We start from the raw sequence: 22509 nt of genomic DNA, 5'->3' as shown, positions 1-22509 counted from the left end.
TCGCGAGCAGGCTCGCTCCCACAGGGTTTGTGTAGAGGAGTCGGTATTTGTATTCACAGGCAGGCTACTCAATCTCGATCGGCCCTCGGGTCCCGGCATCACTGTCCATCCAGTAATCCTCCCCCGTCAGCCGTCGATCACCTTGAATCGTGAAGGTGATCATTCCCTGCTTGAATTGCAGCGCGCCATCGGTGCGTTTCGCGTTGACCCGCTTACCGTTCACCCAGACCTGTTCCTTGGCATCGATACGAATCGTGGCAACGGTCGCGCCGGCATCGCTCTTCGCGACCCATTGCCCGGCATAAGGCGTCTGGGTGCTTGTGCTGTCCGCCGCTGGGTTGGTAAATCCGGCCTTGGCGTTTTCCGCTTTGCTCTTGTGGATATCGCAGCCCTGAAGTTCGCTCATTTGGGTGCAACCGGACTGCTCAAGTTGCTTGCGGTACTTGTCGTTGATCGCGTACGCCGGGGATTGCGCGGCGATCATAAGCGTCAGTACCGGCAGGATAAGTCTGTTCATGTTGATGCTCCTCGAATCCATACCTGTGCACACCGCAAACGGCGTGACACGTTCACTGTAGCCTGCCTGGCGAATTCAGCGGTTGATCACCTCTTCCATCACCCTCGCCACGCATTGCACCGCAGGCATCGGCAGCGACCTGCGTTATCATCGCCGACCTGTGCGCCAAGAGTCTTGAACCCGGATGTCCGAATCACTGCCTTTGCCTGACGATTGCACCTCACTGCCACCGGTCCTGGTCGGCCCCCTGCTGCGGCGGCTGGAGCCTGCGCGGCTGGTGCTGTGGCTGGTAGGAAGCCGGGCGTTGTCGCTGACGTTGCGTCTGCAAGGTGTTGGCGACATTCGCCTTGATGCCGGGCAATGCACGATCATCCCGGTCGGTACTCATGCTTTCATCCATTTGATCGATGTGCCGCTGGACACCGCCCTGCCCTGCGACACGCTGATCGAGTACGACCTGCTGATTGATGATGCGATGACGGGCATCGCCGAGTGGGCACCGCATTTGTTGTACGGTGAGGCAGGATCGCCGAATTTCGTTTTGCGCTCGCGGATCGATCAACTACTGCATGGCTCCTGCCGCAAACCTCATCATCCCGCTGCCGACGGCTTGCTCTGTGTCGATCGCTTGCTGGCCTCGGAACATGAAGCGACTGAGCGCCCGGCGCTGTTGATGATGAGTGGCGATCAGGTGTACGCCGACGATGTCGCCGGGCCGATGTTGCGGGCCATTCATGCCTTGATCGCGCGGCTGGGGTTGTTCGGCGAACACCTCGAAGGCGCGGTGGTCAGCGACAGCGCCAAGCTCTATGAGCATGCGGCCAGTTATTACCATCGTGCGGATTTGTTACCGGCGCTGCAGAGTAACGAAACCCTGCGCGAGCGATTTTTCGGCGGTGCGCGCAAGCCGATTTTCACCAGCAGCAGCGCCGACAATCATCTGGTGACGTTCGCGGAAGTCATGGCCATGTACCTGCTGGTGTGGTCACCGACACCCTGGACGCTGATCGCGCCAAAACCGCCGAAACTGATTCCCGAACGACGCGAGCGTTATGCGCTTGAACAGACGCGCATCGATGGCTTCAAGGCCGGTCTGGGCGGCGTCGCCCGCGCCTTCGCGCATCTGCCGTGCCTGATGATTTTCGACGACCACGATATTACCGATGACTGGAATCTTTCCGCGCAATGGGAGGAAACGGCCTACGGCCATCCGTTCTCCAAGCGCATCATCGGCAATGCGCTGATCGCTTACATGTTGTGCCAAGGCTGGGGCAACAACCCGGATGCATTCGGCACGTTGCTGGAGAAGACGGACGGTTTCAGCGCGACCGGGGACGATGGCTATCTCGACAGCCCGGTGCAGGATGCCTTGATCGATGAGCTGTTGAAGTTTCAGCACTGGCATTACGTGTTGCCGACCACTCCGGCGATGGTGGTGCTCGACACCCGCACCCGGCGCTGGCGCAGTGAGATGACGCTCAAGCAGCCCTCGGGGCTTCTGGATTGGGAAGCCCTGAGTGAACTGCAACAGGAATTGCTGGATCATCCGTCGGCGATCATCGTTTCGCCGGCACCGGTTTTCGGCGTGAAGCTGATCGAAACCGTGCAACGGGTGTTCAGCTGGTTCGGATATCCGCTGCTGGTGGACGCCGAAAACTGGATGGCCCATCGCGGCGCAGCGCAGGTGATCCTGAACATTTTCCGACACTCGCGTACGCCGGGTAACTACGTGGTGCTGTCAGGCGATGTGCATTATTCCTTCGTCTATGAAGTGCTGATCCGACACCGCAAGGCCGGCCCGAGGATCTGGCAGATCACCAGCAGCGGCATCAAGAACGAATTTCCACCGGCGCTGCTTGAATGGTTCGACCGGCTCAATCGCTGGCTCTATTCCCCGCGCTCGCCGCTGAACTGGCTGACCAAGCGCCGACGGATGCGCATCGTGCCGCACGTTCCGGAGCATGCCGAGGCGGGTGAACGGTTGTGGAATTCGGCGGGGATCGGGCAGGTGTTCTTTAATGAGAAAGGACAGCCGCAGGCGATATATCAGCACAACTCGGATGGGTCGCCGAAGACGCGGATGGTGGCGCCTGAGGTTGAGGATTGAAGGCGAGAGACCGAGTAGTCGGCATCGCGAGCACGCTGGCTCCTACAGTAGATCGTGGTGATTTATGGATCTCACCCGAACCCTGATCATCGGCAATTCCGGTTCCGGCAAGAGCTGGCTGGCCGAGCGATTGGCCGGGCGACTGCAAATACCCTGGGTTGATCTGGACACGCTTCACTGGCTATCCGACGAACACAGCATCGCCCGTCCCCGCGCCGAGGCATTGGGCATGGCGCGGATCGCGGCAGATGAAGAGCGCTGGGTCATCGAAGGTGTTTACGGCTGGATCGTCAGCGAACTTATCCACAGGGCCACGGCGTTGATCTGGCTGTGTGTTGACGATGAAGAATGCGTGGCCAATATTCGCCGGCGCGAGGCGCAGCGGGACGAGCAGGACAAGTTGTTGAATGCCTTGCTCGACTGGGCCAACAGTTACCGTACACGCGAAGGCTCCAGTGGGTTTGCCACGCATCAGCAGTTGTTCAAAGGTTTCGCAGGTTCAAAAATCAAACTGATGAATCGCTCCGAGATCACAGCGTTCGGGAAAACCCGGGCAAGGGATGGCTTTTAAATCGGAGATGGATTACATCGATCACGGAAACGTCTCGAAGGACACTCAGCGATACTCTTCACAAACGTAGATGCGTCGTCCGCGTAACGACCATTCGTAGGTATCGCCTTGTCATCCTGTACTCATTTCTGTACGTTCTTTGCATTGAGCGAGGACTACAACATGCAAACCATCAACTACACCACCGCACGAGCGCACCTCGCGGAAACCATGGATCGGGTCAATGATGACCGCGCTCCATTGTTGGTCACTCGCCAGAAAGGCGAACCCGTGGTGATGATGTCTCTGGCGGAATACAACGCCCTCGAAGAAACTGCTTACCTGCTCCGCTCCCCTGCCAATGCTGAACGACTGATCAAATCAATCGGCAACCTGCGTGCAGGGAAAACCAAAACCAGGCAACTCATCGAAGAATGAATATTGAGTTCACTCCTGAAGGTTGGGAAGACTATTTGTGGTTCCAGCAAAACGATAAGGCCGGGCTCAAACGAATCAATCTCCTGATCAAATCTATTCAGCGTGAGCCGTTCGACGGACTCGGAAAGCCAGAACCGCTCAAACACAACTTGAGCGGTTTCTGGTCTCGTCGAATAACCGGCGAGCATCGGCTGGTATACGCAGTTGAGGACGATGAGATACGCGTTGTGATGTGTCGATATCATTACTGAGTAAAAAGTCTGGACGCACTCACGGCCCGACAAACCCCTCTGACAATCATCTCCACCTCCCGCTCATCAATCGTCAGCGGCGGCAGCAGGCGAATGGTCTTGCCCCGTGTGACGTTGATCAACAAACCGTGATCCCGGGCGGCGATCAGGGTCAGGTCGCGAATCGGTTGCTTGAGTTCGATGCCGATCATCAGGCCCTGGCCACGGATGGCCAGTATGTTCGGGTCATCGGCCAGCTCTATGCGCAATCTGTCGAGCAAGCGTTCGCCCTGCACTTTGGCGTTTTCCCGCAAGCTCTGTTCTTCGATGATGTCGAGCACGGTGCAACCCACACGGCAGGCCAGTGGATTGCCGCCGAAGGTGCTGCCGTGGCTGCCGGGGGTGAAGAGGTCGGCGGCTTTGCCCCGGGCCAGGCAAGCGCCGATAGGGACACCATTGCCGAGGCCTTTGGCCAGGGTCATGACATCCGGAACAATGCCTTCGTGCTGGAACGCAAACCACTGGCCGGTGCGGCCGATGCCGGTCTGGATTTCGTCGAGCATCATCAGCCACCCGCGCCGGTTACACAGGTCACGCACGGCTTTGAGGTAACCCGGCGGAGCCAATTGCACACCGCTTTCCCCCTGAATCGGCTCCATTAGGATGGCCACGATTCTTGCGCCGTGGGCCTGCTGTACCGTGTCCAACGCCTTGATGTCGCCGAATGGCACTTTGACGAAATCCCCCGGCAGTTCGTTGAAACCCAGGCGTACAGCCGGGCCATCGCTGGCGGACAGCGTGCCGAGCGTCCGGCCATGGAAGGCGTTTTCCATGACGACCACCAAGGGCTGTTCGATGCCTTTGTGCCAGCCATGCAGGCGTGCCAGTTTCAACGCGGTCTCGTTGGCTTCGGCACCGGAGTTGTTGAAAAAGGCCCGCTCCATGCCCGCCAACCGCGTCAGTTTCTGCGCCAGCCGCTGCTGCCAATCGATGCTGTACAGGTTGGAGGTGTGCAGCAGCAGGCCGGCCTGTTCGCTGATGGCGGAGACGATTTTGGGGTGGGAGTGACCGACATTGGTCACCGCCACGCCCGCTACCGCGTCCAGGTATTCACGACCGGCCTGATCCCACAGTCGCGTGCCCAGGCCTTTGCTGAAACTCAGCGCCAGAGGTTGGTAAGTGCTCATCAGGCAGGCGGCGGTCATGACATCAAGCTCCATCAATAGTCGGTGTTTTTGCAGTATGGTTAGCCATCTGAGCTGGATAAACGCTGCAACACTTCAATCATTTTAAAGCCGGGCTTGATAATGGATTTGTTCCAGGCAATGACCGTTTACGTAAGAGTGGTGGAAACCGGCAGCATGACCGCGGCCGCTTTTCAGTGCGAAATGTCCACCACCATGGTGGGCAATCACCTGCGGGCACTGGAGCAACGCTTGGGTGTGCGCTTGCTCAACCGTACGACGCGGCGCCAGCGGCTGACCGAATTTGGTGCCGCGTACTATCAACGCTGCCTCGAAGTACTGGGATTGGTGGCCGACTCCGAACGCCTGGCCGAGCAAGCCCTCGACGAGCCGAGTGGCACGTTGCGCATCACCGCGCCCCTGACATTCGGCACAGAAAAACTGGCACCGGCACTGAGCGAATTCGCCCTGCTGTGTCCGCGAGTCAAACTGGATGTAGTCCTCACCAACCGGCGCCCGGACCTGCTCGAAAACGGTTTCGACGTGGCGTTTCGCTTGGGCAACATGGAGCAGACCAACCTGATTGCCCGCCCACTTGTTGCGTACACCCTGACGATGTGCGCATCACCGGAATACCTGATACGTCGGGGCAACCCGGAAAAACCTGACGATCTGCGACACCACGACTGCCTGTCCTTTGCCTACCCGGCTGGAGACGACTGGCACTCGGTGGAAAAGGAATGGCGCTTGGCCGGGCCTGAAGGCGAGGTCGCGGTGGCAGTCAGTGGGCCGATGCTGATCAACAGCTCCGCAGGTTTGCATCAGGCGGCACGCACCGGAATGGGCATCGTGCTATTGCCCGATGCATTGGTGGAGCAAGACCTCGAGGACGGAAAACTGGTGGCATTGATGCAGGATTATTTACCGCCGAGCCGGCCGATGACCTTGATGTACGCCCAGGATCGCTACCGTTTGCCGAAATTACGCAGTTTCGTCGACTTCGCCATCCGGATGTGGGGCAAGCACTAGCCGTCTGAACGCGCCTTCGACTAATCTCCTCGACTGGCGGGTCACTTTAGTCAGGGAGAGCGGTGATGGATGGGGCCTCGGATATTGAAGCGTTGAAGTTGAATCTGTCGGATTTAAACGAAGACATGCTGCACACCATTCTGGAACTGGTCAGTGATGGCATCTGGGACTGGAACGCCAATACCGGGTTCGTTTACCGCAACCCCGGCTGGTACGAAATGCTCGGCTATCCGCCTCACTCCCTCGACAACACCGTATTCACTTGGGAATCGGTGATACATCCCGAGGATTACCCACGGGTCATGGCCGTGTTTGACGACTACCTGAGTCAACGGGCTCCCGGCTATCAGGCCGAGTATCGCTGCCGCAAGCAGGATGGCAGCTATACCTGGATCGAAGACCGCGGTTATGTACTCGCCCGCAACGCCGACGGTTCGGTGGCGCGCATGGTCGGTGCGCACCGCAGCATCGAAGACAAAAAGCGTCTGTTCGAAGCGCTTGAACGAAGGAATCAGTCCCTCGAAGCCATCGTCGAAGAACGCACTCGAGAGTTATCCCGGGTCAACCAACAACTGCAGATTCAACTCGAAGAAAACCGCAAACTGGCGGAAACCGACGCACTGACGTCGATCGCCAATCGCCATCGCCTGAGCAAAGCCCTTCCCCTTGAATGCGATCGTGCCCAGCGTTTCCGACAACCGCTGTCGCTGATTGCCATGGACATCGACGACTTCAAGAACATCAACGATCACTACGGTCATGCCCTGGGGGATGCCGCGTTGGTGCAGGTGGTCGAGAGTGTGAAGCGCTGCGTCCGGGAGGGCGATTTGCTGGCGCGCTGGGGCGGTGATGAGTTCATCATGGTCCTGCCAAACACCCCGCTGGCCGACGCCAGAACCCTTGTCGAAACGATTCGCCATAGCCTCGCAGACTTGCCGCCCGTGGGAGACTTTCAATTGACTCTCAGTTTCGGAGTGGCTCAGCGCTTCGACGAAGAACAACAGACCGGACTGCTGGCCAGGGCTGATCAAGCGTTGTATCGGTCAAAAGTGGCGGGCAAGAATGTGATTTCGGGCTGAGCGTTTTTCTCGCCCCTCACATCCCCGCCTTCACCAACACCGGTTTCTCCTGATACCGCTCCGGATACAACTTTTTCAACTGCGCCACTTTCGGCAGATCGTTGATTACGATGTACGGGTAAGTCGGATGCTCAGTCAGGAAGTCCTGATGTTCTTCTTCCGCCGGGTAGAAACCGTTGTAGGTTTCCAGTGTGGTGACGATCGGTTTGTCGAACGATTTCGCGGCGTCGAGCTGGGCAATGTAGGCCTGAGCGACACGTTGCTGCTCGCTGTTTTCCGGAAAAATCGCCGAACGATACTGAGTGCCGCGGTCGGGTCCCTGACGATTGAGCTCGGTCGGGTTGTGAGCCACCGAGAAGTAGATCTGCAGCAAGGTGCCATAGCTGACCTGAGTGGGGTCGAAGGTCACTTCAACCGATTCCGCGTGCCCCGTATTGCCGTCGCTGACCCGCTCGTATTGAGCGGTGTTGGCCGCCCCGCCCGCATAACCGGACACCGCGTTCTTCACACCTTTGACATGCTGGAACACACCTTGGACGCCCCAGAAGCAACCGCCGGCGAACACGGCGGTTTCGCTGCGGGCCTGGGTGATTTCGTCGAGGGTGGGTGCGGGAATGATGACCGCGTCTTCGGCGGACCCAAAAGAGAACGCCGAGCATTGGCCGATGACGCCAGCGGCCACCAACCCCAACAGGGTGCGGCGCAAGGTGAGCAGGGTTTTCATGAGACTGACTCCTGAATCAGTGAAGTGGCGGTCAACCGAACGTAAAGGCATACGCCGAGACACCCGGATCGAGAAATTCGATGCTGAAGGTCCGATCCGTGACAGCGCCGGACTGACGAACCAATTGATACAAACGTTGTTCGGTAACGTTGCCACTGCCATCGGGGGCCACGTCCGTACCGTGGGCTTCGCCAGGGGCTTTTCCATCAATAAGCACTTTGAAGCGCACCGGTTTGCCGTCTGCGCCGGGGCCCAGTACCAGATGCAAATCACGCGCGTGGAAGCGGTAGACAATGCGACCGGCGGGCGCGCTTGAGGTGGCCCGCTCCGGACCGACATTCCACTGCCCCTCCAGGCTCCAGTCGTTGAGCGCCAGTTGCGACACAGGGTTGTAGGTCGTCACCTTGTCGGGCGTCAGACGGGTTTCGGCGACAAAATGCTCGGCACGCTGGTAGCCGACGTAGGTTTCCGGTGACTGCACTTCGTTCATGTCCGGCGCGAGCTGTACACCTTCGGCGCTGGCATTGATCAGCCCGTCCGCCACCTTCGCCGCGCCCGCCTCACGCAGCAGTTGCTGAATGACCCGTTCCGATTCGGCGTACGCGCCTTCGCCAAAGTGGTGATAACGAATGCGCCCTTGGGCGTCGGCAAAATAGTGGGCCGGCCAATACTCGTTGTTGAAAGCCCGCCAGATCCTGAATTCATTATCGATGGCCACCGGGTAGTTGATACCCAGGTCTTTCATGGCTTTGGAGACGTTGCCAACGTTCCGCTCGAAAGCAAATTCGGGCGCATGGACGCCGATCACCACCAACCCCTGATCACGGTATTTTTCAGCCCAGGCCTTTAGATACGGCAGGGTGCGCAAGCAGTTGATGCAGGAATAAGTCCAGAAATCCACCAGCACTACCTTGCCCTTCAACGCCTGGGCATCGAGTGGTGGCGAGTTAAGCCATTGCACGGCGCCGTCCAGCGGCGGAAGGTTGCCTTCGACTGGCAGTGTGTCCGCTGCTTTGTCAGCCACGCTCATCGCACCGTCAGCAGCCGGAACCTTCGCCATCATTGCCCCGCTGCCGTTCGGAGTCTTACCGGCCAAACGACTCACCAGTGCCTGCTCGATACCACCGGTAGATGCCGTGGAAAACCGCGCCAGAATCCCGGTATCAAGCCCCAAAGCAATCGCCGCTACGCCGGCCAGCATGGCCACGCCCAAACCTCGACGGACCCACTCGCCAGCACCAATGGAACGCTTCATTGCGGCGAAAACCTTGCCGCCCAGCAGCAACGCCACTGCAAGGGAAGTGGCGGCACCGGCAGCGTAGGCCAGCAGCAACAAGGTGGTTGCGATGCTTGCCCCTTGCAGTGCGGCGCCGGTTAATAACAGACCCAGAATTGGCCCGGCACACGGCGCCCAGAGCAGGCCGGTGGCAACACCGATCAGAAACGAAGCGCCAGGGCGCGGCCGGGCATCGGCGCCCGCCGCTTCCGACAACCGACTGCCAGCCGCCACCAACGGACGCGTCAGACGTTCGGCCAACTGCGGCAGCAACAGCGTGAGCCCGAACAGGGCGACAAACACCAGCGCGAGCCAGCGACCGTACTGATTGAGTTGCACCACCCAACCGCCGCCCACCGCCGCCAATGAGGCGACCAGCGCGAAGGTAAGCGCCATGCCCGCCAGCAGCGGCAAGCCGCTCTTCATGAACAGCTGCCCGGTGCGAGCGAAGACAAACGGCAACACCGGCAGAATGCACGGGCTGACGATCGTCAGCACACCACCGAGGTAAGCGAGAACCAGAAGCCACATGGCATCGACCTGCAGGAAATGAGAGAAAAAGGAATCAAGCCGCCTGCGGTTTGAAGGTCATCGACAGACCGTTCATGCAGTAGCGCAGACCGGTAGGTTTGGGCCCATCGTCGAAGACGTGGCCGAGATGACCGCCACACCGTCGGCAGTGAACCTCTTCGCGCAGCACGCCGAAAGATCGGTCCTGGCGGGTCGCCACCGCCTTGTCCAGTGGTGCCCAGAAACTCGGCCAACCGGTGCGGCTGTCGAACTTGGTGGCAGAGGAGAACAGCGGCAGATCGCAACCGGCACAGGCAAATGTCCCATCACGATGCTCATTGTTCAGCGCACTGCTGTAAGCCCGTTCAGTGCCCTCTTCGCGCAGGATTTCGTACTGCTCGTCACTGAGCAGGGCACGCCATTCACTGTCAGTGTGCGTCACCTCGAAAACCTCCGCCGCGCTGGCTTCACTGACCAGCGCAGAGCTGGCAGCAAATTTTGGCAATACACCAATCCCCAGGGCTGCAACCCCCAGCCCGCCGCTCGCTACAAGAAATTGTCGCCGTGAAAACATGGCCGTCTCCAAAATCCAAAGTGCCTTTCATGGAACACAGCCTAGGCTTGGGTTGATCGCCAAATCCTCACGGGAAGTTAAACAATTCGTGATAACTCTGGCCCCGGAAAACCCGCACAATGCGCTCATTGCGCCGAAGGATTGAGCTTGATGGAACCGACCAAACGCGTCCTCGTGGTCGAGGACGACCTGCATATCGCCGACCTTATCTGCCTGCATCTACGTGATGAGCAGTTCGAGGTGGTGCACTGCGCCGATGGCGATGAAGGCATGCGCATGCTGCAGCAAGGAAGCTGGGATGCACTGATCCTCGACCTGATGCTGCCGGGCGTCGATGGCCTGGAAATCTGCCGCCGCGCCCGCGCCATGGCCCGCTACACACCGATCATCATCACCAGCGCACGCTCCAGTGAAGTACACCGGATACTGGGCCTGGAACTCGGCGCTGACGATTACCTGGCCAAACCCTTTTCCATGCTCGAACTGGTCGCCCGGGTCAAAGCGCTGTTGCGGCGGGTCGACGCCATGGCCCGCAACCTGAAAATGGACGCCGGCAGCCTGATCACGGACGGGCTCGCCATTGATCCGATCACCCGCGATGTCTCCCTTGACGGTCGCCGACTCGACCTCACGCCACGGGAGTTCGACCTGTTGTATTTCTTCGCACGCCAGCCCGGCAAGGTGTTCTCGCGCATGGACCTGCTCAATGCGGTGTGGGGTTACAGCCATGAAGGCTACGAGCACACGGTCAATACCCACATCAACCGTCTGCGGGCCAAGATCGAGAGCGATCCGGCACAGCCGGTGCGCATCCTCACGGTGTGGGGCCGTGGCTACAAATTCGCGGCCCGGGAGGAACAGCCATGAGGCTGACCCTGACGCAACGGCTGTCGCTGGTGTTCGCCGTGCTGTTGCTGGTGTGCTGCGGCACCTCGGCCTGGATGCAGGTGCGTTCCAACAAGATGCACGAACAGGAAGTGGTGCAAGGGTTGTCGCGGGATCTGGCCCAGCACATTGCCCGTGACACCGTGCTGATGGACACCCAGGGCCTGATGCCCAATGCCGTGCGTGACCTGTTCAGCAAGCTGATGCAGGTCAATCCGAGTGTCGAAGTGTATCTGCTCGACACCGAGGGCAAGATTGTCGGCAGCGCCGCGCCCGAGGGCCGGATTCATCGGCAGCGGATCGACCTCGCGCCGATCCAGCGTCTGCTCAATGGCGATGCCCTGCCGATTCTCGGCGACGACCCGCGTAGCGTCGATACGCGCAAGGTGTTCAGCGCCGCGCCGCTTAACGTTGACGGAAAACCGGCCGGTTATCTCTATGTGGTGCTGCTCGGTGAGGACCACGATCGCCTGGCTGAACGCGGCGCCACCAGTGCAGCGCTCAATACCGCGTTGCTATCGATCGGGTTGGTCGCACTGCTGTGCCTGATTGCCGGCCTCACCGCATTTGCCCTGATTACCCGACCTTTGCGCCGACTGACCGAAACCGTCAGCCAGTTCGACATTGATGGCGTCCCGGCCACACCACCGGAATCAGCACCGATGGAAAAGACCGCCAGTCATGATGAAATTGCCATTCTCGACGCCACCTTCCGACAGATGCAGGCGCGCCTCAGCGAACAATGGCGTTCGCTGACCCGGCAGGATCAGGAACGCCGCGAACTGGTGGCGAACATTTCCCACGACTTGCGCACACCGTTAGCCTCGCTGCACGGTTATCTGGAAACCCTGTCGCTCAAGGACGCTACGTTGTCCCCCGCCGACCGCCGCCGCTACCTCGGCATCGCCCTGGATCAAAGCCGCAAGGTTGGTGGCCTGGCGCAATCGCTGCTGGAGCTGGTGCGCCTGGAACATGGGTTTGTACAGCCTGTGCTGGAACGCTTTTCCCTGACCGACCTGGTGCAGGACATCTTCCAGAAATTCGAACTGACCGCCGAGGCGCGCCAGGTTGAACTGAAGGCCAGCTTCGCGCCCAACGTGGCGGCCGCTTGCGCAGACCTGGGGTTGATCGAACGGGTCCTCACCAACCTGTTCGACAACGCCCTGCGTCATACCCCTCAAGGTGGAAACATCGAACTGAGCCTGCGCCCACAAGGACCGTTTATCGAAGTCACCGTCAGCGACACCGGCCCCGGCATCGCACCCGAACTGCGCGAAGGGTTGTTCCTGCGCCCGTTCAACATCGGCGGCGCGCGGCGCGATGGCGGGCTCGGGCTGCGAATCGTGCATCGGATCCTGCAACTGCACGGTCGCGATATCCAGCTGGTCGACGTGCCCGGGCGCGGTGCGACGTTCCGCTTCACGCTGCCGGTTGATCAGCAAACCGCAGAGCAATGGGCGGTGCGATCGATGAATCTGAATTCGCCGGGGTAATAGTTACCGCAACCGCTATGATCCCGACTTCACTTTTCGGCAAGGACGCTGTTCGATGCTCAAGACCCTGGAAAACACCCCGCTGTGGGTATATGCAATATTTCTGCTGCTCTGTTACTTCGGCATCAAAGCCCTTTCCCCGAGCCACGAAAGCAAAGCTTCACTGCTGATCACACCGCCGATTTTGTTGGGCTGGTCGCTGTATTCGCTGAATCTGACGCCCGACCTCTCCCTCTCAATCAGTTGCTGGCTGGCGGCAGTGATCACGGGCAGTTTCGTCGCTCTGCTGATTTTTTCCCGCAAGGGTGTCGAGCTGGATCAAGCGCAAACCGGGCTGATCGTGCCAGGCACCGCAAAAACCCTAGTGCTCTACCTGCTGTTTTTCGCTGTCAGCTATTACTTTGGCTATCAGGCCGAGGTTGATCCGCAACACTCGGCCACGCTGCCGATGGTGTTGCTCAAAGCCTGTGCATCAGGCTTTGCGAGCGGTTTGTTCTGCGGACGTTCGATCAGGTTTTATCAGATGTTCCGATCCCTGAAGACCGCTCCCGCCAGGAATCCGTGACAACGCCGCCTCGGTCCAATAGATTAGGCGGCCTGAAAAGGCCCAGTGCTTTCTCGCCTCAACCCAAGTTAAAAGAAGTAGTGAAATTTCAATGTCCGATTCCAATACCGCTGAATCCGTAGTCACCTTGTCGTCCAAAGCGGAATACGAAAACTCCATCAATCTTTCACAGCACGTGCCCCAGGCCAAGACGATCGCCGAGATGGTGCTGGACGCTTTCCAGTCCACTCGCGAAAGCGACCAGATCCGCGAGCTGCGCGCCGCGATTCGCCAGGCCCACGACAGCTTCGACGACGACAAAGCCTATGAACTGATGGGCGAACTGAAGCAACTCAAGGATGCCGAGGCAGCCGACATCGCGGCCCTCGAAGACCTGAGCAGCAAATTTTCGATCAGCCGCATCCTTTCCAGCTTCAAGGACGATCCGGCGTTTCAAGAGATTGTCTACGGTCTGGCGCTGAAAGTGCTGAACCAGACGCATCAGGCCATCAGCAACCCAAGCAGCGGCAAGAGCAAAACGGCCCGCGCCAAGAAAGATGTCGAAGTGTTCACCATCAGCAAGGACGGCATCAGCGTCACGCTGCCGCTGCGCACTCCGCGCTCGCGACTGAACGTTGACCGTGAAGCGCTGGAGTTCCTCGGCTTTACCTTTGTCGGCGAAGGCGATGAAGCGGAACTGGAAAGCGAATCGTTCCTGGACAGTAGCGGAACCGAACACGCCGTGAACCGCAAAAACATCATCACCGCGCTTCAGCAGCAGACCGCGTTCGAGGGTTACAGCATCGCCGCGCAATAACTCGCCTCATCAGCAGCGCCACGGGCGCTACTGACCTAAAAGCCCCGCCCTAGAGCGGGGCTTTTTATTGCCCGCGATTCCGGCAAAAGCGCGATTACTCTCTGTGTATCGACGCCAGAAAAAAACTTCCCTTAACCCTTGAGCACCACGGGTCCGCCTGCGGGGAACGTCAACTCACTTTCCAGCCAAGACCTCAGTGGTGCGATTGCTGAGGTCATCATGCACCCGACCCCCTTGTATCGTCAGTTAGCCAACCACTACCTCGACGCAATCCGCAGCGGCACCTTGAAAACCGGGGAACGCTTCCCTTCCATTCGGTTGATGATGGAAAAACACGCCGTCAGCCTGTCGACTGCCGTGCAGGTGTGCCGGGAGCTTGAGGACTATGGCGTCCTGGAAGCTCGTCCGCGCTCCGGCAACTACATTCGCCAGCCGGACACCTTGCCCAAACCGGTTGTGACCACAACCCCTGCGCCCCTGGATACCGGGGTTTACCTCGGCATTCACGAGCAAGTGTCATCGGTGCTCAAGGCCAGCCAACGCGCGACGATCAAGGTCAACTTCGCCAGCGCCTACTGTGCGCCACAACTCTATCCGTTGAAGACCCTGCAGGATCACATGATCAAAGCGCTGCGTCAGGACCAGCATTTGCTTGGTATGCAAGGCTCGACCAGCGGCAACATCGAGTTGCGCAACATCCTTGCCCGACGAGCGCTGACGACGAAGGCCAATCTGAGCGCCGAGAAAATGGTGATTACCCACGGCGCGACCGAAGCGATCAACCTCGCCTTGCGTGCGGTCACCCACCCCGGCGACACCGTGGCCGTGGAGTCGCCGACCTTTTACGGCCTGCTGCAAATTCTTGAAAGCTTGAACTTGCGCGTGCTGGAAGTCCCGGCAACGGCGCACTCGGGCATCAACCTGTTCGCGCTCGAACAGTTGTTGCAAGGCCCCGAACGGATTCGGGCGCTGATCGTCATTCCCAACCTGCAGAATCCACTGGGCAGCATCATGCCCGACGCCAACAAGGCGCGGCTGGTGCAATTGTGTGCCGAGCACAGCACCGTGCTGATCGAAGACGACACCTATGGCGACCTGGTGGACACCGAGCTGCCGTTATCCACGCTCAAACACTGGGACCGCACCGATAACGTCATTTACTGCGCATCGCTGAACAAAACCCTGGCACCGGGTGTACGGCTGGGCTGGATCAGCGCCGGGCAGTGGCACGACCGCGTGGAAATGCTCAAACACACGCAGTCCCGAGGTTGTGAAACGTTGTCGCAACTGGCGGTCAGTGCGTTCATGAAGACACCGTCCTACGAACGTTACCTGCGCCGCTTGAGGAAAACGCTGACGCAACAGCGCCAGCAGATGAGTGCGGCAATCACTCGCTACTTTCCACCGGGCACCCGCATAACCCATCCACAGGGCGGTACGTTGTTGTGGGTGGAGCTGCCACCTGAACAGGCGTCCATGGCGTTTTTTCATGCAGCGTTGAAGGCGGGCATCCAGATTTTGCCTGGGGATATCTTCTCCAATGCCCAGCGTTTCAATCACTTCGTGCGTATTGGTTGTGGGGCGCCGTATTCACCGAAAATCGATGAAGCGTTGGCAACTTTGGGCCGACTCCTCAAAAACCAAAGCTGAAACATGACCTGGAGCCAGCTTGCTGGCGATGGCGGAATGTCAGGCGACATCGATGTCGACTGATCCGCCGCTATCGCCAGCAAACGGCACGCCGCCCGGCCGCTCCTACACAGGATTGGCGTGCAGGCAGATGATGTGCGGATCATCGTTCCAATGCGGGAAACGCTCAGCGATCAACGGATCATGGCCGGGAATGACGTGGTCTTCGCTGTCCGCCAAACGGTCGATCTCGATAAACGCCTCCAGCGTCTGTGCCAGATCATCAATGATCGGAAACGGACTGCGCTGACGAATGTTCGCCCACAAATGCGCCGCGTCCGACGCCAGGACAATCCACCCGCGCCCGGTGTTTACCCGCACCACCTGGCTACCCGGCGTGTGGCCACCCACCGGGTGCAGGGTCACGCCGGGAACCACCTCGACTGTGCCGGTATGCAAACGCAAGCGCCCCTCGAACAACGGTGGCAGCGCCGACATCACATCTTCGACCTCGTAGGTTTTGTTCACCGTGCGATGGGCCATTTTCGGGCCGGTACAGAAACGCAGCTCCGCTTCCTGCAAATGCACCGTGGCTTTCGGAAACAGCCCCAGGTTGCCGGCGTGATCCCAGTGAAGATGGGTGAGGATCAGGTTTTCAACCTGCGCCGGATCGATGTCCAGTTGCCGTAGGGAATCTTCCGGCAGGCGATACATCTGACGGTTGCGCCGATCCGCTGTTGCCGGTTGAAAACAGGTGTCGACCACGATCACCTGCTGCTCATTGCGTATGACCCAGAAGTAGTAATCCAGCGGCATCGACGCATTGGGGTCACCACAGCAAGCGTCGTAAAGAAAGTTCTCGCGTGCGGTGCGTTGGGCATTGGCGCCGACACGGATGGCGAACACTTCGTACACAGGAACGGACATATTCACCTCCGGATCAGGCCACTGCAGTGGTTTTCAGGGTCGGACGGAAGTCGAAATCGATCTCGTCGCTAATCCCCAGATCCTGCGCCAGACGATGCAAACCGCTGTAGTCGCGCATGATCGTGGCGTTCTTGTTGCTCTCCCGGGTGTCGGCAATGATCAGTGCCGCATCCTCGACGCCGAGTTGCGTCAGAATCGCCTCCCACATCGAGTAGTCCTGAGCGACAAAAGCACTTAGCGCCACCGACAGCGTTTGTGCGAAAAATGCCCGTTGAGTCGGCTGCATGTTCGCGTACATGACCTTCGCCACCTCCGCGAGAATCTTGCTGTGGGCGTATTCGTCGCGGTTATGCAGCTCTGCCACGCGGCGGTTTTGCGGTTGAATGGTTTGATCGTCGGCCAGCAGATCCAGGTACGCATTGACGCTGATCTCGGCCACCACCGCGAACGTAATCGCCGCCAGATCGCGCTGCCACTGTTCGGGCAATGCTTCACGCAGCGCGGCAAGACGCAGATAGGTCACCGACGGCGGCAGGTCCAGATCCTGATCGAGCGCTCGCTCCTCTTTGGTCCGTTCGATGGCCCGCAGGTGCATGAGCGTGTGGTAGTGCTCGTCGATCAACGTCTGCTGCATCGCCTCGCGAAAATGCCAGTCGTTCTTGCCCAAATACTGATTGGCGATAACGCTCAGCGCCGGGTTCACCACATGCTCTTCGGCCGTCACCGTGCGCAGGTTGTAGCCGATCCAGCCCCAGGTCACCACGGTGCTTTTGAGCTCATCGCTCAGGGCCTGGAATTTCGGGTGATGAAAAAACGGCACCATGCACTCTGGGTAATCCGGGCGCGTCGGGTCGAACGCTTCGCTGACCGAGGCCTTGTCCGGCGCGCACACGGTCGCCCTTTTGGTCCAGGCCTGATTAAGCCGCACGACCAGTTGATGATCGACTTTGGCGATCTCGATTGCTGTTTGCATGACGCGATACCTGTAAGACGCGTACCCGTCGAGGGGTACGCCGATGGAATAGTGGGCGACGGATGAATCAGGCCAGCCAGTAGCGGGTCAGGTTTCGCGCCGGGTCAGTGTATCGACTGCGGGCGTGAATCATTCGCCAGTTGTCCCAAATCAGCATGCAGCCGTCGGGAATCAGCACCGGCGTGTTGTTCCGGATGAAGTATTCCTCGCCCAGCATCGCGAACCTCGCCAGTGGCGACGAGCTGTTCGTCACCTTCGATTGCTGCAGATCCTCCTCGGAAGGGTTCACATCGCCGTAGTGAAACTGGTTGTAGCTGAAGCGGAAAATGTCCCCGTCCTCTGTAGGCGTCAGGATGTATTCCCTGACTCGCGTTTGTGCCGCTTCACCCGGTTTGGCGGTGGCCACGAATTCCACGGGGGTGTCGTCGATCCATTCCCGCAACTCGGGTTCGGTGCGCTCGAGAAACCCCAGAAATTCAATCCCGTCGACCAGCCCGGTATGCCCGCCACCGCACGTGGCCTGATGATGACAATGCAGCGCCAGATAGCGCGGCGGCGGCCCATAGACCGGCGCTTCGGTGTGCGGGCCGATGCCGTTCATGCTCTGGGAATACGGCAACGCTTCATACCCCGGCTTGCGGGTAATGGCGAACGCCGTCTGCCCGTTGAATTGTGGAATGATCTGACCGAACTCACGCAGCGTGCCGACGACATCGTAGGCAAATTCGGCAGGGGTCAGCACCGTCCAGCCACGGGACGACAATTCTTCATGGCGGTGGCCCAGCGAAACGTAAGGTGTAGACGCAACAATCCCTTGATCTGACATGGTGAGGTTCCTGGCGGTTGATCAGGCGTTAACGGTTGAGGTGTAAGCGGCAATGAATTCGCGGCAGGCGTTGCCTGGGCGGTAGCGCTGCTGGTCGATGCTTTGCACCGGGGTGATTTCGGCGGCGGTACCCGTCAGAAAACACTCGTCGAAGTCGCCAAGCTCCGTAGGCAGAATCGTGCGTTCGACCACCTGGTAATCCAGCGCCCCGGCCAATTCGATAACGGTCTGGCGGGTGATGCCATTGAGGAAGCAGTCGGGCAGCGGCGTGTGCAGCGTCCGGTCCTTGACGAAGAACACGTTGGCACTCGTGGCTTCGGCAACGTGGCCGCGCCAGTCGAGCATCAGCGCGTCGTGATAACCGTTGTTTTCCGCATCGTGCTTGCTCAGGGTGGCGATCTGGTAATGCCCGGACGCCTTGGCCTCGAACGGGCTGCTGCTGGGCGGTGGCCGACGCCACTCGGCGGTCTTCATGCGAATACCGCCCATGTGCCCTGCCGGGTCGAAGTAACTCGGCCATTGCCAGCAGGCAATCGCCACGTGAACGCGGTTGAAACGGGCCGAGGTGGAAATCATTTCACTGCCACGCCACGCCACCGGCCGCAGATAACCGTCGACCACGTTGTTGCGTTGCAGCAGTTCATGACTGGCCGCTTCCAGTTCGGCCAGCTCATAGGGAATCGCAAAATCCATCAATTGCGCCGAGCGATACAGCCGCTCGCTGTGTTCGCGCAGTTTGAAGATCTTGCCGTTGTAGACACGTTCCCCTTCATACACCGTGCTCGCGTAATGCAGGCCGTGACTCAGCACGTGCAGTCGCGCCTGGGACCACTCGACAAACTCGCCGTCGAGCCAGATAAAACCTTCTCGCTGATCAAACGGAATACCGCTCATATCCCTATCTCCTGATGAATCGTCCTACGCCGTTTCGAGCAGGACCGGTATTAATTCGGGCGCCGCAACAGGCTCTGGCTGAAAGAAGAACGAGCGCTCGCCAAACGCTGGCCGCAACTCATCGAACCAGGTCGCGTTCGGATCAAAGCGCGCGTAGAACGTGCGCAACACCCATTGCGGGTCCCGGGCCTGGAGAAACTGCAACACGAAGACTTTTTCCCCGGCCACGGTCTCGATGCCGTTAATCAGCACCTTGCCGTAGAAGGTGCTCATGGACGGCCCGCGCACGGTGCGCGCCAGCCCGGAGACCGTGCGGTAAGCCGCCTGGAAGATCTCGAAGGCCCGCGCCAACGGCATTGCAAAGTAGTGGCTGGGGCCGGTATCGCGCTCGACAAACATGTAATAAGGCACCGCGCCCAGCCGCACTCCCTCGGTCCACAGTTCGGCCCAATCCCCAGGGTTTTCGTTGATGTGGCGGATCACCGGCGCCTGCATGCGCAACGTCGCTCCGGTGGACCGAATGCGCTCGATGGCCTGCCGGGCGATGTCCTGACGAATCTCGACCGGGTGGTTGTAGTGCCCCATGACCGACAGATTTTTCCCGGCCGCGACAATGCGTTTAAACAGATCCAGCAGTTCCGGCGCGTCCTTGTCGCTGACAAACCGCTGCGGCCAGTACGCCACGGACTTGGTGCCGATGCGGATGCTTTTGAGGTGCGGCAGCGCCAGCAGCGGCTCGATGTAACCGGCCAGCGACCGGGTGTTCATGATCATCGGATCGCCACCGGTGATCAGCACGTCCGTCACTTCAGTGTGCACCCGCAGGTAATTCACCAGCTCCTGGGACTCACGCGCGTTGAACTTGAGTTCTTCCTCGCCGATGAACTGCGCCCAGCGGAAGCAGAACGTGCAGTAGGCGTGACACGTCTGACCGGCGCCGGGGAAAAACAGCACAGTCTCGCGGTACTTGTGCTGAATGCCCGGCAGGACTTTTCCGTCGAGGGTCGCGCCGTTGTGCGTCAGCTGCCCGGCCGGATGCGGGTTCATGCGCAACCAGATCGCCTCGATCCGCCGCTTGATGGCGACGGCGTCGTCCCGTTCGATCAATTGCTTGAGCGACGCATACTCATCCGGCAGCAGCATGTCCTTGTGCGGAAACGTCATGCGAAAAATCGGATCGTCCGGGATGTTGTCCCAGTCGATCAGCGTGCCCAGCACGTATTCATTGGTGCGAAACGGCATGACCCGCGCCACCACCGTCATGGCTTCCTGCAACGCTGGCGTCAGTTTCTGCCAGTACGGTGTGTCGAGAATGGTGCGTGAGTTGTAGGGTTTGAATCTTTCCTGCTCCGACGGTCCCTGCATGGCAGCGCTCCTGGTGATTGCCTGGCGTGAGTTACTGGATGACCGGCGCTGCGCGCTCTATGTCCATCCATGCCCGAACGCTGTCGCGATCCCACTGCCGACGCACATAGGCCGCGAGCCGCTGAGGCACGCGATCGCCATTGGCGAGCAGTCGGTTGAGCATGATTGCCAGGTCGGTGTCGGCAATGCTCCAGTCACCGAACAGGTGATCGGCGCCCTCCTCCAGCAACCGGTCCGCCACGAAGAACAGCCTTGCGACCGCAGCCAAGGCCTCGTCGGACAACGGGTTGTCTTTCTTGCCGAAGTAGATGAGGTCTGCCGGACGCTCTTTGCGAATCACCAACAAATCACTGCGCAGCCATGCCTGGAGTTGACGGGCGCGAGCGCGCTGTTTGATGTCGAGCGGGAACAGCTTTTTATGCCCCGGCGCTATGTCTTCCAGGTATTCGGCAATGGCCGAAGATTCCGACAGCGCAAAACCATCATGAACCAGAGTGGGAATCTTGCAGGTCAGCGATACATCACGATAATTCGCCAGGTAGTTATCGCGAGCCTTCAAGTCCACCGTGACAAGTTCAAATGAAAGTTGCTTCTCTTTCAACGCCACAAATGCCGACATTGCAAAAGCGCTGACAAAATCTGCGCCGACATAGAGTTTCAGCTTCGTACTATCCATAGAACGCTCCCTTGCACTAACCACAATAATCCGTTGCATTGGAATCGATCGTAGTTAGTTGCTCAGGTGCTGAACAGATACAGAAATTATCTGTTTCTACGGATACAGAAACTCAAAAGAGCCATGGCCAGGAGGTGTCAGAAATGAAAAAGGGAGTCGGCGAATGCGGACTCCCTGGGACAGTGACGGGGCTGATTGAGCGTGTCAGACCGTGGCGTCTGCAGCATTGGAGAGCAGCGCCATCTGGGGCATGTTGCTCATGTTCAGCATGGCCAGCGGCTCAGTGGCGCTGGTGTTGACGAAGCCGTGCCGGGTCCAGGCCGGCACCAGCAACACGTCGCCGGAGCTGATGTTCACTGCATCGGCATCGCCCAGGGTCAAGGTGCCGCTGCCGGACTGAATGATGAACAGGTGCCACCATGAATGAGCATGACCGTTCAGCTCCGTGCCGGGTTTCAACCATTGCATCGACACCGCCATCCCTGGCGTCAGTTTGCAACCTTCGCTGCTGTCATGGTGAGCCAGGGCCACAATGTCCACCTCGCTGGCCGCAAGGCTCTGACGCATATCGGTCAGTTCATCGCCCTTCCACACCCGTGCATTCACCGGCGGGCGGGTTAAACTCTGACGAAAGTCTTTATATGAAAAAAACCCACCTTGAATGTTATTCATCCGCAAACACCGACTGATTAGCGAGTTAAGTGACCAGACACTAGGCGAACAATTGATCGCTGTAAAGTCGGCACACTAACACTCACAACACCGAAGGCCGAAGCGCCACAATCATGTCAACTTCCACGGCGGCATTTTTCGGTAACTGATAAACGCCGACCGTGGTTCGAGTATGTTTGCCCGCATCGCCCAGTACATGACTGAAGACATCCGACGCACCGTTGGCAACTTCGCTGAGGTCAACAAAGTCCGCCGTGGATTTCACGTAGACCGTGATACGTATCAGCGACTTTATTTTGTCCAGCGAGCCGATGGCATCGACGATCAGGGCCAGCCCGCGCATGGCGCTGATACTGGCGGCCGCTTGCGCATCGCTCAGGCTGAGCTCCAGCCCCACTCTGCCGGGGTACTGGATTTTGCCCGTCATGCGTGGCACCAGACCGCTGAGATAGAGCTCATCGTGATGCCGAATCAGCGGCACGTAATGACCGCCCGCGGTGTTCTCGCCGTAGATGTCATAGTCGAGCTCTTTCGCCAGGGCTATAAAGCGTTCATCACAGGTCATTTTTTGCTCGATCATTGAAACAATC

The 22509-nt window shown here is 59.2% G+C and carries 24 protein-coding genes; 11 read left to right on the top strand and 13 right to left on the bottom strand.

Annotated elements, in window-relative coordinates; all coding sequences use genetic code 11:
- Window positions 1–64: 64 nt before the first annotated feature.
- Window positions 65–517, bottom strand: a complete 453-nt coding sequence (locus tag F8N43_RS23550; protein WP_150654451.1) for a hypothetical protein — start codon at window positions 515–517, stop codon at window positions 65–67.
- Between the two features lie 184 nt (window positions 518–701).
- Here F8N43_RS23550 and F8N43_RS23545 point away from each other — a divergent pair, with 184 nt between their 5' ends.
- From F8N43_RS23545 to F8N43_RS23530, 4 genes are all read left to right on the top strand, one after another.
- Window positions 702–2624, top strand: coding sequence for an alkaline phosphatase D family protein (locus F8N43_RS23545; protein WP_150654450.1), 1923 nt, complete (start codon window positions 702–704; stop codon window positions 2622–2624).
- Between the two features lie 64 nt (window positions 2625–2688).
- A complete protein-coding gene (locus F8N43_RS23540; protein ID WP_150639234.1) occupies window positions 2689–3195 on the top strand; it encodes an adenylate kinase in 507 nt (168 codons plus the stop codon).
- Between the two features lie 162 nt (window positions 3196–3357).
- Window positions 3358–3612, top strand: coding sequence for a type II toxin-antitoxin system prevent-host-death family antitoxin (locus F8N43_RS23535; RefSeq protein WP_150631936.1), 255 nt, complete (start codon window positions 3358–3360; stop codon window positions 3610–3612).
- Window positions 3609–3863 (top strand): Txe/YoeB family addiction module toxin, encoded by a 255-nt coding sequence (locus tag F8N43_RS23530; RefSeq protein ID WP_150631935.1) that lies wholly within the window; start codon window positions 3609–3611, stop codon window positions 3861–3863. The genes F8N43_RS23535 and F8N43_RS23530 overlap by 4 nt, the downstream gene beginning before the upstream one ends.
- Here the strand turns inward: F8N43_RS23530 and F8N43_RS23525 are convergent.
- Window positions 3857–5047 (bottom strand): aspartate aminotransferase family protein, encoded by a 1191-nt coding sequence (locus tag F8N43_RS23525; protein WP_150654449.1) that lies wholly within the window; start codon window positions 5045–5047, stop codon window positions 3857–3859. The two genes, F8N43_RS23530 and F8N43_RS23525, sit on opposite strands and share 7 nt — an antisense overlap.
- A gap of 102 nt (window positions 5048–5149) precedes the next feature.
- Here F8N43_RS23525 and F8N43_RS23520 point away from each other — a divergent pair, with 102 nt between their 5' ends.
- Together F8N43_RS23520 and F8N43_RS23515 are read left to right on the top strand one after the other, a co-directional pair.
- Complete coding sequence (locus tag F8N43_RS23520; protein ID WP_150631933.1) at window positions 5150–6055, top strand: LysR family transcriptional regulator; 906 nt, start codon at window positions 5150–5152, stop codon at window positions 6053–6055.
- Window positions 6056–6120: 65 nt separating this feature from the next.
- The gene (locus F8N43_RS23515) at window positions 6121–7134 is read left to right on the top strand and encodes a sensor domain-containing diguanylate cyclase (protein WP_150631932.1); all 1014 of its coding nucleotides are present in this window, start codon (window positions 6121–6123) and stop codon (window positions 7132–7134) included.
- 16 nt (window positions 7135–7150) lie between these two features.
- Here F8N43_RS23515 and msrA read toward each other — a convergent pair whose 3' ends face one another.
- Genes msrA through msrB form a run of 3 tightly spaced genes read right to left on the bottom strand, consistent with a single transcriptional unit; the run spans window position 7151 to window position 10218 of the window.
- Window positions 7151–7858 (bottom strand): peptide-methionine (S)-S-oxide reductase MsrA, encoded by a 708-nt coding sequence (msrA, locus tag F8N43_RS23510; RefSeq protein ID WP_150654448.1) that lies wholly within the window; start codon window positions 7856–7858, stop codon window positions 7151–7153.
- A 31-nt stretch (window positions 7859–7889) separates the two neighbouring features.
- Entirely contained in the window at window positions 7890–9665 is a 1776-nt protein-coding gene (locus F8N43_RS23505; protein WP_150654447.1) for a cytochrome c biogenesis protein DipZ, read from the bottom strand.
- Window positions 9666–9699: 34 nt separating this feature from the next.
- Window positions 9700–10218: a peptide-methionine (R)-S-oxide reductase MsrB gene (msrB, locus tag F8N43_RS23500; protein WP_150654446.1), complete on the bottom strand. Its 519-nt coding sequence runs from the start codon at window positions 10216–10218 to the stop codon at window positions 9700–9702.
- 150 nt (window positions 10219–10368) lie between these two features.
- Between msrB and F8N43_RS23495 the strand changes: the two genes are divergently transcribed.
- The 5 genes from F8N43_RS23495 (at window position 10369) to F8N43_RS23475 (ending at window position 15607) form a co-directional block, all read left to right on the top strand.
- A complete protein-coding gene (locus F8N43_RS23495) occupies window positions 10369–11085 on the top strand; it encodes a response regulator transcription factor (protein WP_150639238.1) in 717 nt (238 codons plus the stop codon).
- Complete coding sequence (locus F8N43_RS23490) at window positions 11082–12596, top strand: sensor histidine kinase (RefSeq protein ID WP_150654445.1); 1515 nt, start codon at window positions 11082–11084, stop codon at window positions 12594–12596. Before F8N43_RS23495 ends, F8N43_RS23490 begins: the two co-directional genes overlap by 4 nt.
- Window positions 12597–12651: 55 nt before the next feature.
- Complete coding sequence (locus F8N43_RS23485) at window positions 12652–13161, top strand: hypothetical protein (protein WP_150654444.1); 510 nt, start codon at window positions 12652–12654, stop codon at window positions 13159–13161.
- A gap of 91 nt (window positions 13162–13252) precedes the next feature.
- Complete coding sequence (locus F8N43_RS23480) at window positions 13253–13957, top strand: hypothetical protein (protein ID WP_150631925.1); 705 nt, start codon at window positions 13253–13255, stop codon at window positions 13955–13957.
- Between the two features lie 219 nt (window positions 13958–14176).
- Window positions 14177–15607: a PLP-dependent aminotransferase family protein gene (locus F8N43_RS23475; RefSeq protein ID WP_150639240.1), complete on the top strand. Its 1431-nt coding sequence runs from the start codon at window positions 14177–14179 to the stop codon at window positions 15605–15607.
- A gap of 105 nt (window positions 15608–15712) precedes the next feature.
- On the opposite strand, the gene F8N43_RS23470 is transcribed toward F8N43_RS23475, so the two are convergent.
- The 8 genes from F8N43_RS23470 to F8N43_RS23435 all read right to left on the bottom strand — a co-directional run bounded on the left by F8N43_RS23470 (window position 15713) and on the right by F8N43_RS23435 (window position 22499).
- Window positions 15713–16513: an N-acyl homoserine lactonase family protein gene (locus tag F8N43_RS23470; RefSeq protein WP_150639241.1), complete on the bottom strand. Its 801-nt coding sequence runs from the start codon at window positions 16511–16513 to the stop codon at window positions 15713–15715.
- Between the two features lie 13 nt (window positions 16514–16526).
- Complete coding sequence (locus F8N43_RS23465; RefSeq protein ID WP_150631922.1) at window positions 16527–17486, bottom strand: diiron oxygenase; 960 nt, start codon at window positions 17484–17486, stop codon at window positions 16527–16529.
- Window positions 17487–17553: 67 nt separating this feature from the next.
- The gene (locus F8N43_RS23460; protein ID WP_150631921.1) at window positions 17554–18312 is read right to left on the bottom strand and encodes a TauD/TfdA family dioxygenase; all 759 of its coding nucleotides are present in this window, start codon (window positions 18310–18312) and stop codon (window positions 17554–17556) included.
- A gap of 21 nt (window positions 18313–18333) precedes the next feature.
- A complete protein-coding gene (locus tag F8N43_RS23455) occupies window positions 18334–19206 on the bottom strand; it encodes a branched-chain amino acid aminotransferase (protein ID WP_150654443.1) in 873 nt (290 codons plus the stop codon).
- A 24-nt stretch (window positions 19207–19230) separates the two neighbouring features.
- Window positions 19231–20571 (bottom strand): KamA family radical SAM protein, encoded by a 1341-nt coding sequence (locus F8N43_RS23450; RefSeq protein ID WP_150654442.1) that lies wholly within the window; start codon window positions 20569–20571, stop codon window positions 19231–19233.
- A gap of 31 nt (window positions 20572–20602) precedes the next feature.
- Window positions 20603–21247 carry a glutathione transferase gene (yfcF, locus tag F8N43_RS23445; protein ID WP_150654441.1) on the bottom strand — a complete coding sequence of 215 codons (645 nt, stop codon included), beginning with the start codon at window positions 21245–21247 and terminating at the stop codon, window positions 20603–20605.
- Between the two features lie 204 nt (window positions 21248–21451).
- Window positions 21452–21919: a cupin domain-containing protein gene (locus F8N43_RS23440; RefSeq protein ID WP_150654440.1), complete on the bottom strand. Its 468-nt coding sequence runs from the start codon at window positions 21917–21919 to the stop codon at window positions 21452–21454.
- An 82-nt stretch (window positions 21920–22001) separates the two neighbouring features.
- Window positions 22002–22499, bottom strand: coding sequence for a RidA family protein (locus F8N43_RS23435; RefSeq protein ID WP_191623688.1), 498 nt, complete (start codon window positions 22497–22499; stop codon window positions 22002–22004).
- Between the last annotated feature and the right edge of the window lie 10 nt (window positions 22500–22509).

This window comes from Pseudomonas fluorescens (genome assembly GCF_902498065.1).
Lineage (GTDB): Bacteria > Pseudomonadota > Gammaproteobacteria > Pseudomonadales > Pseudomonadaceae > Aquipseudomonas > Aquipseudomonas fluorescens_BJ.
Note: the sequence above shows the minus strand (reverse complement) of the source record. Positions and strands in the feature narration are given on the sequence as shown.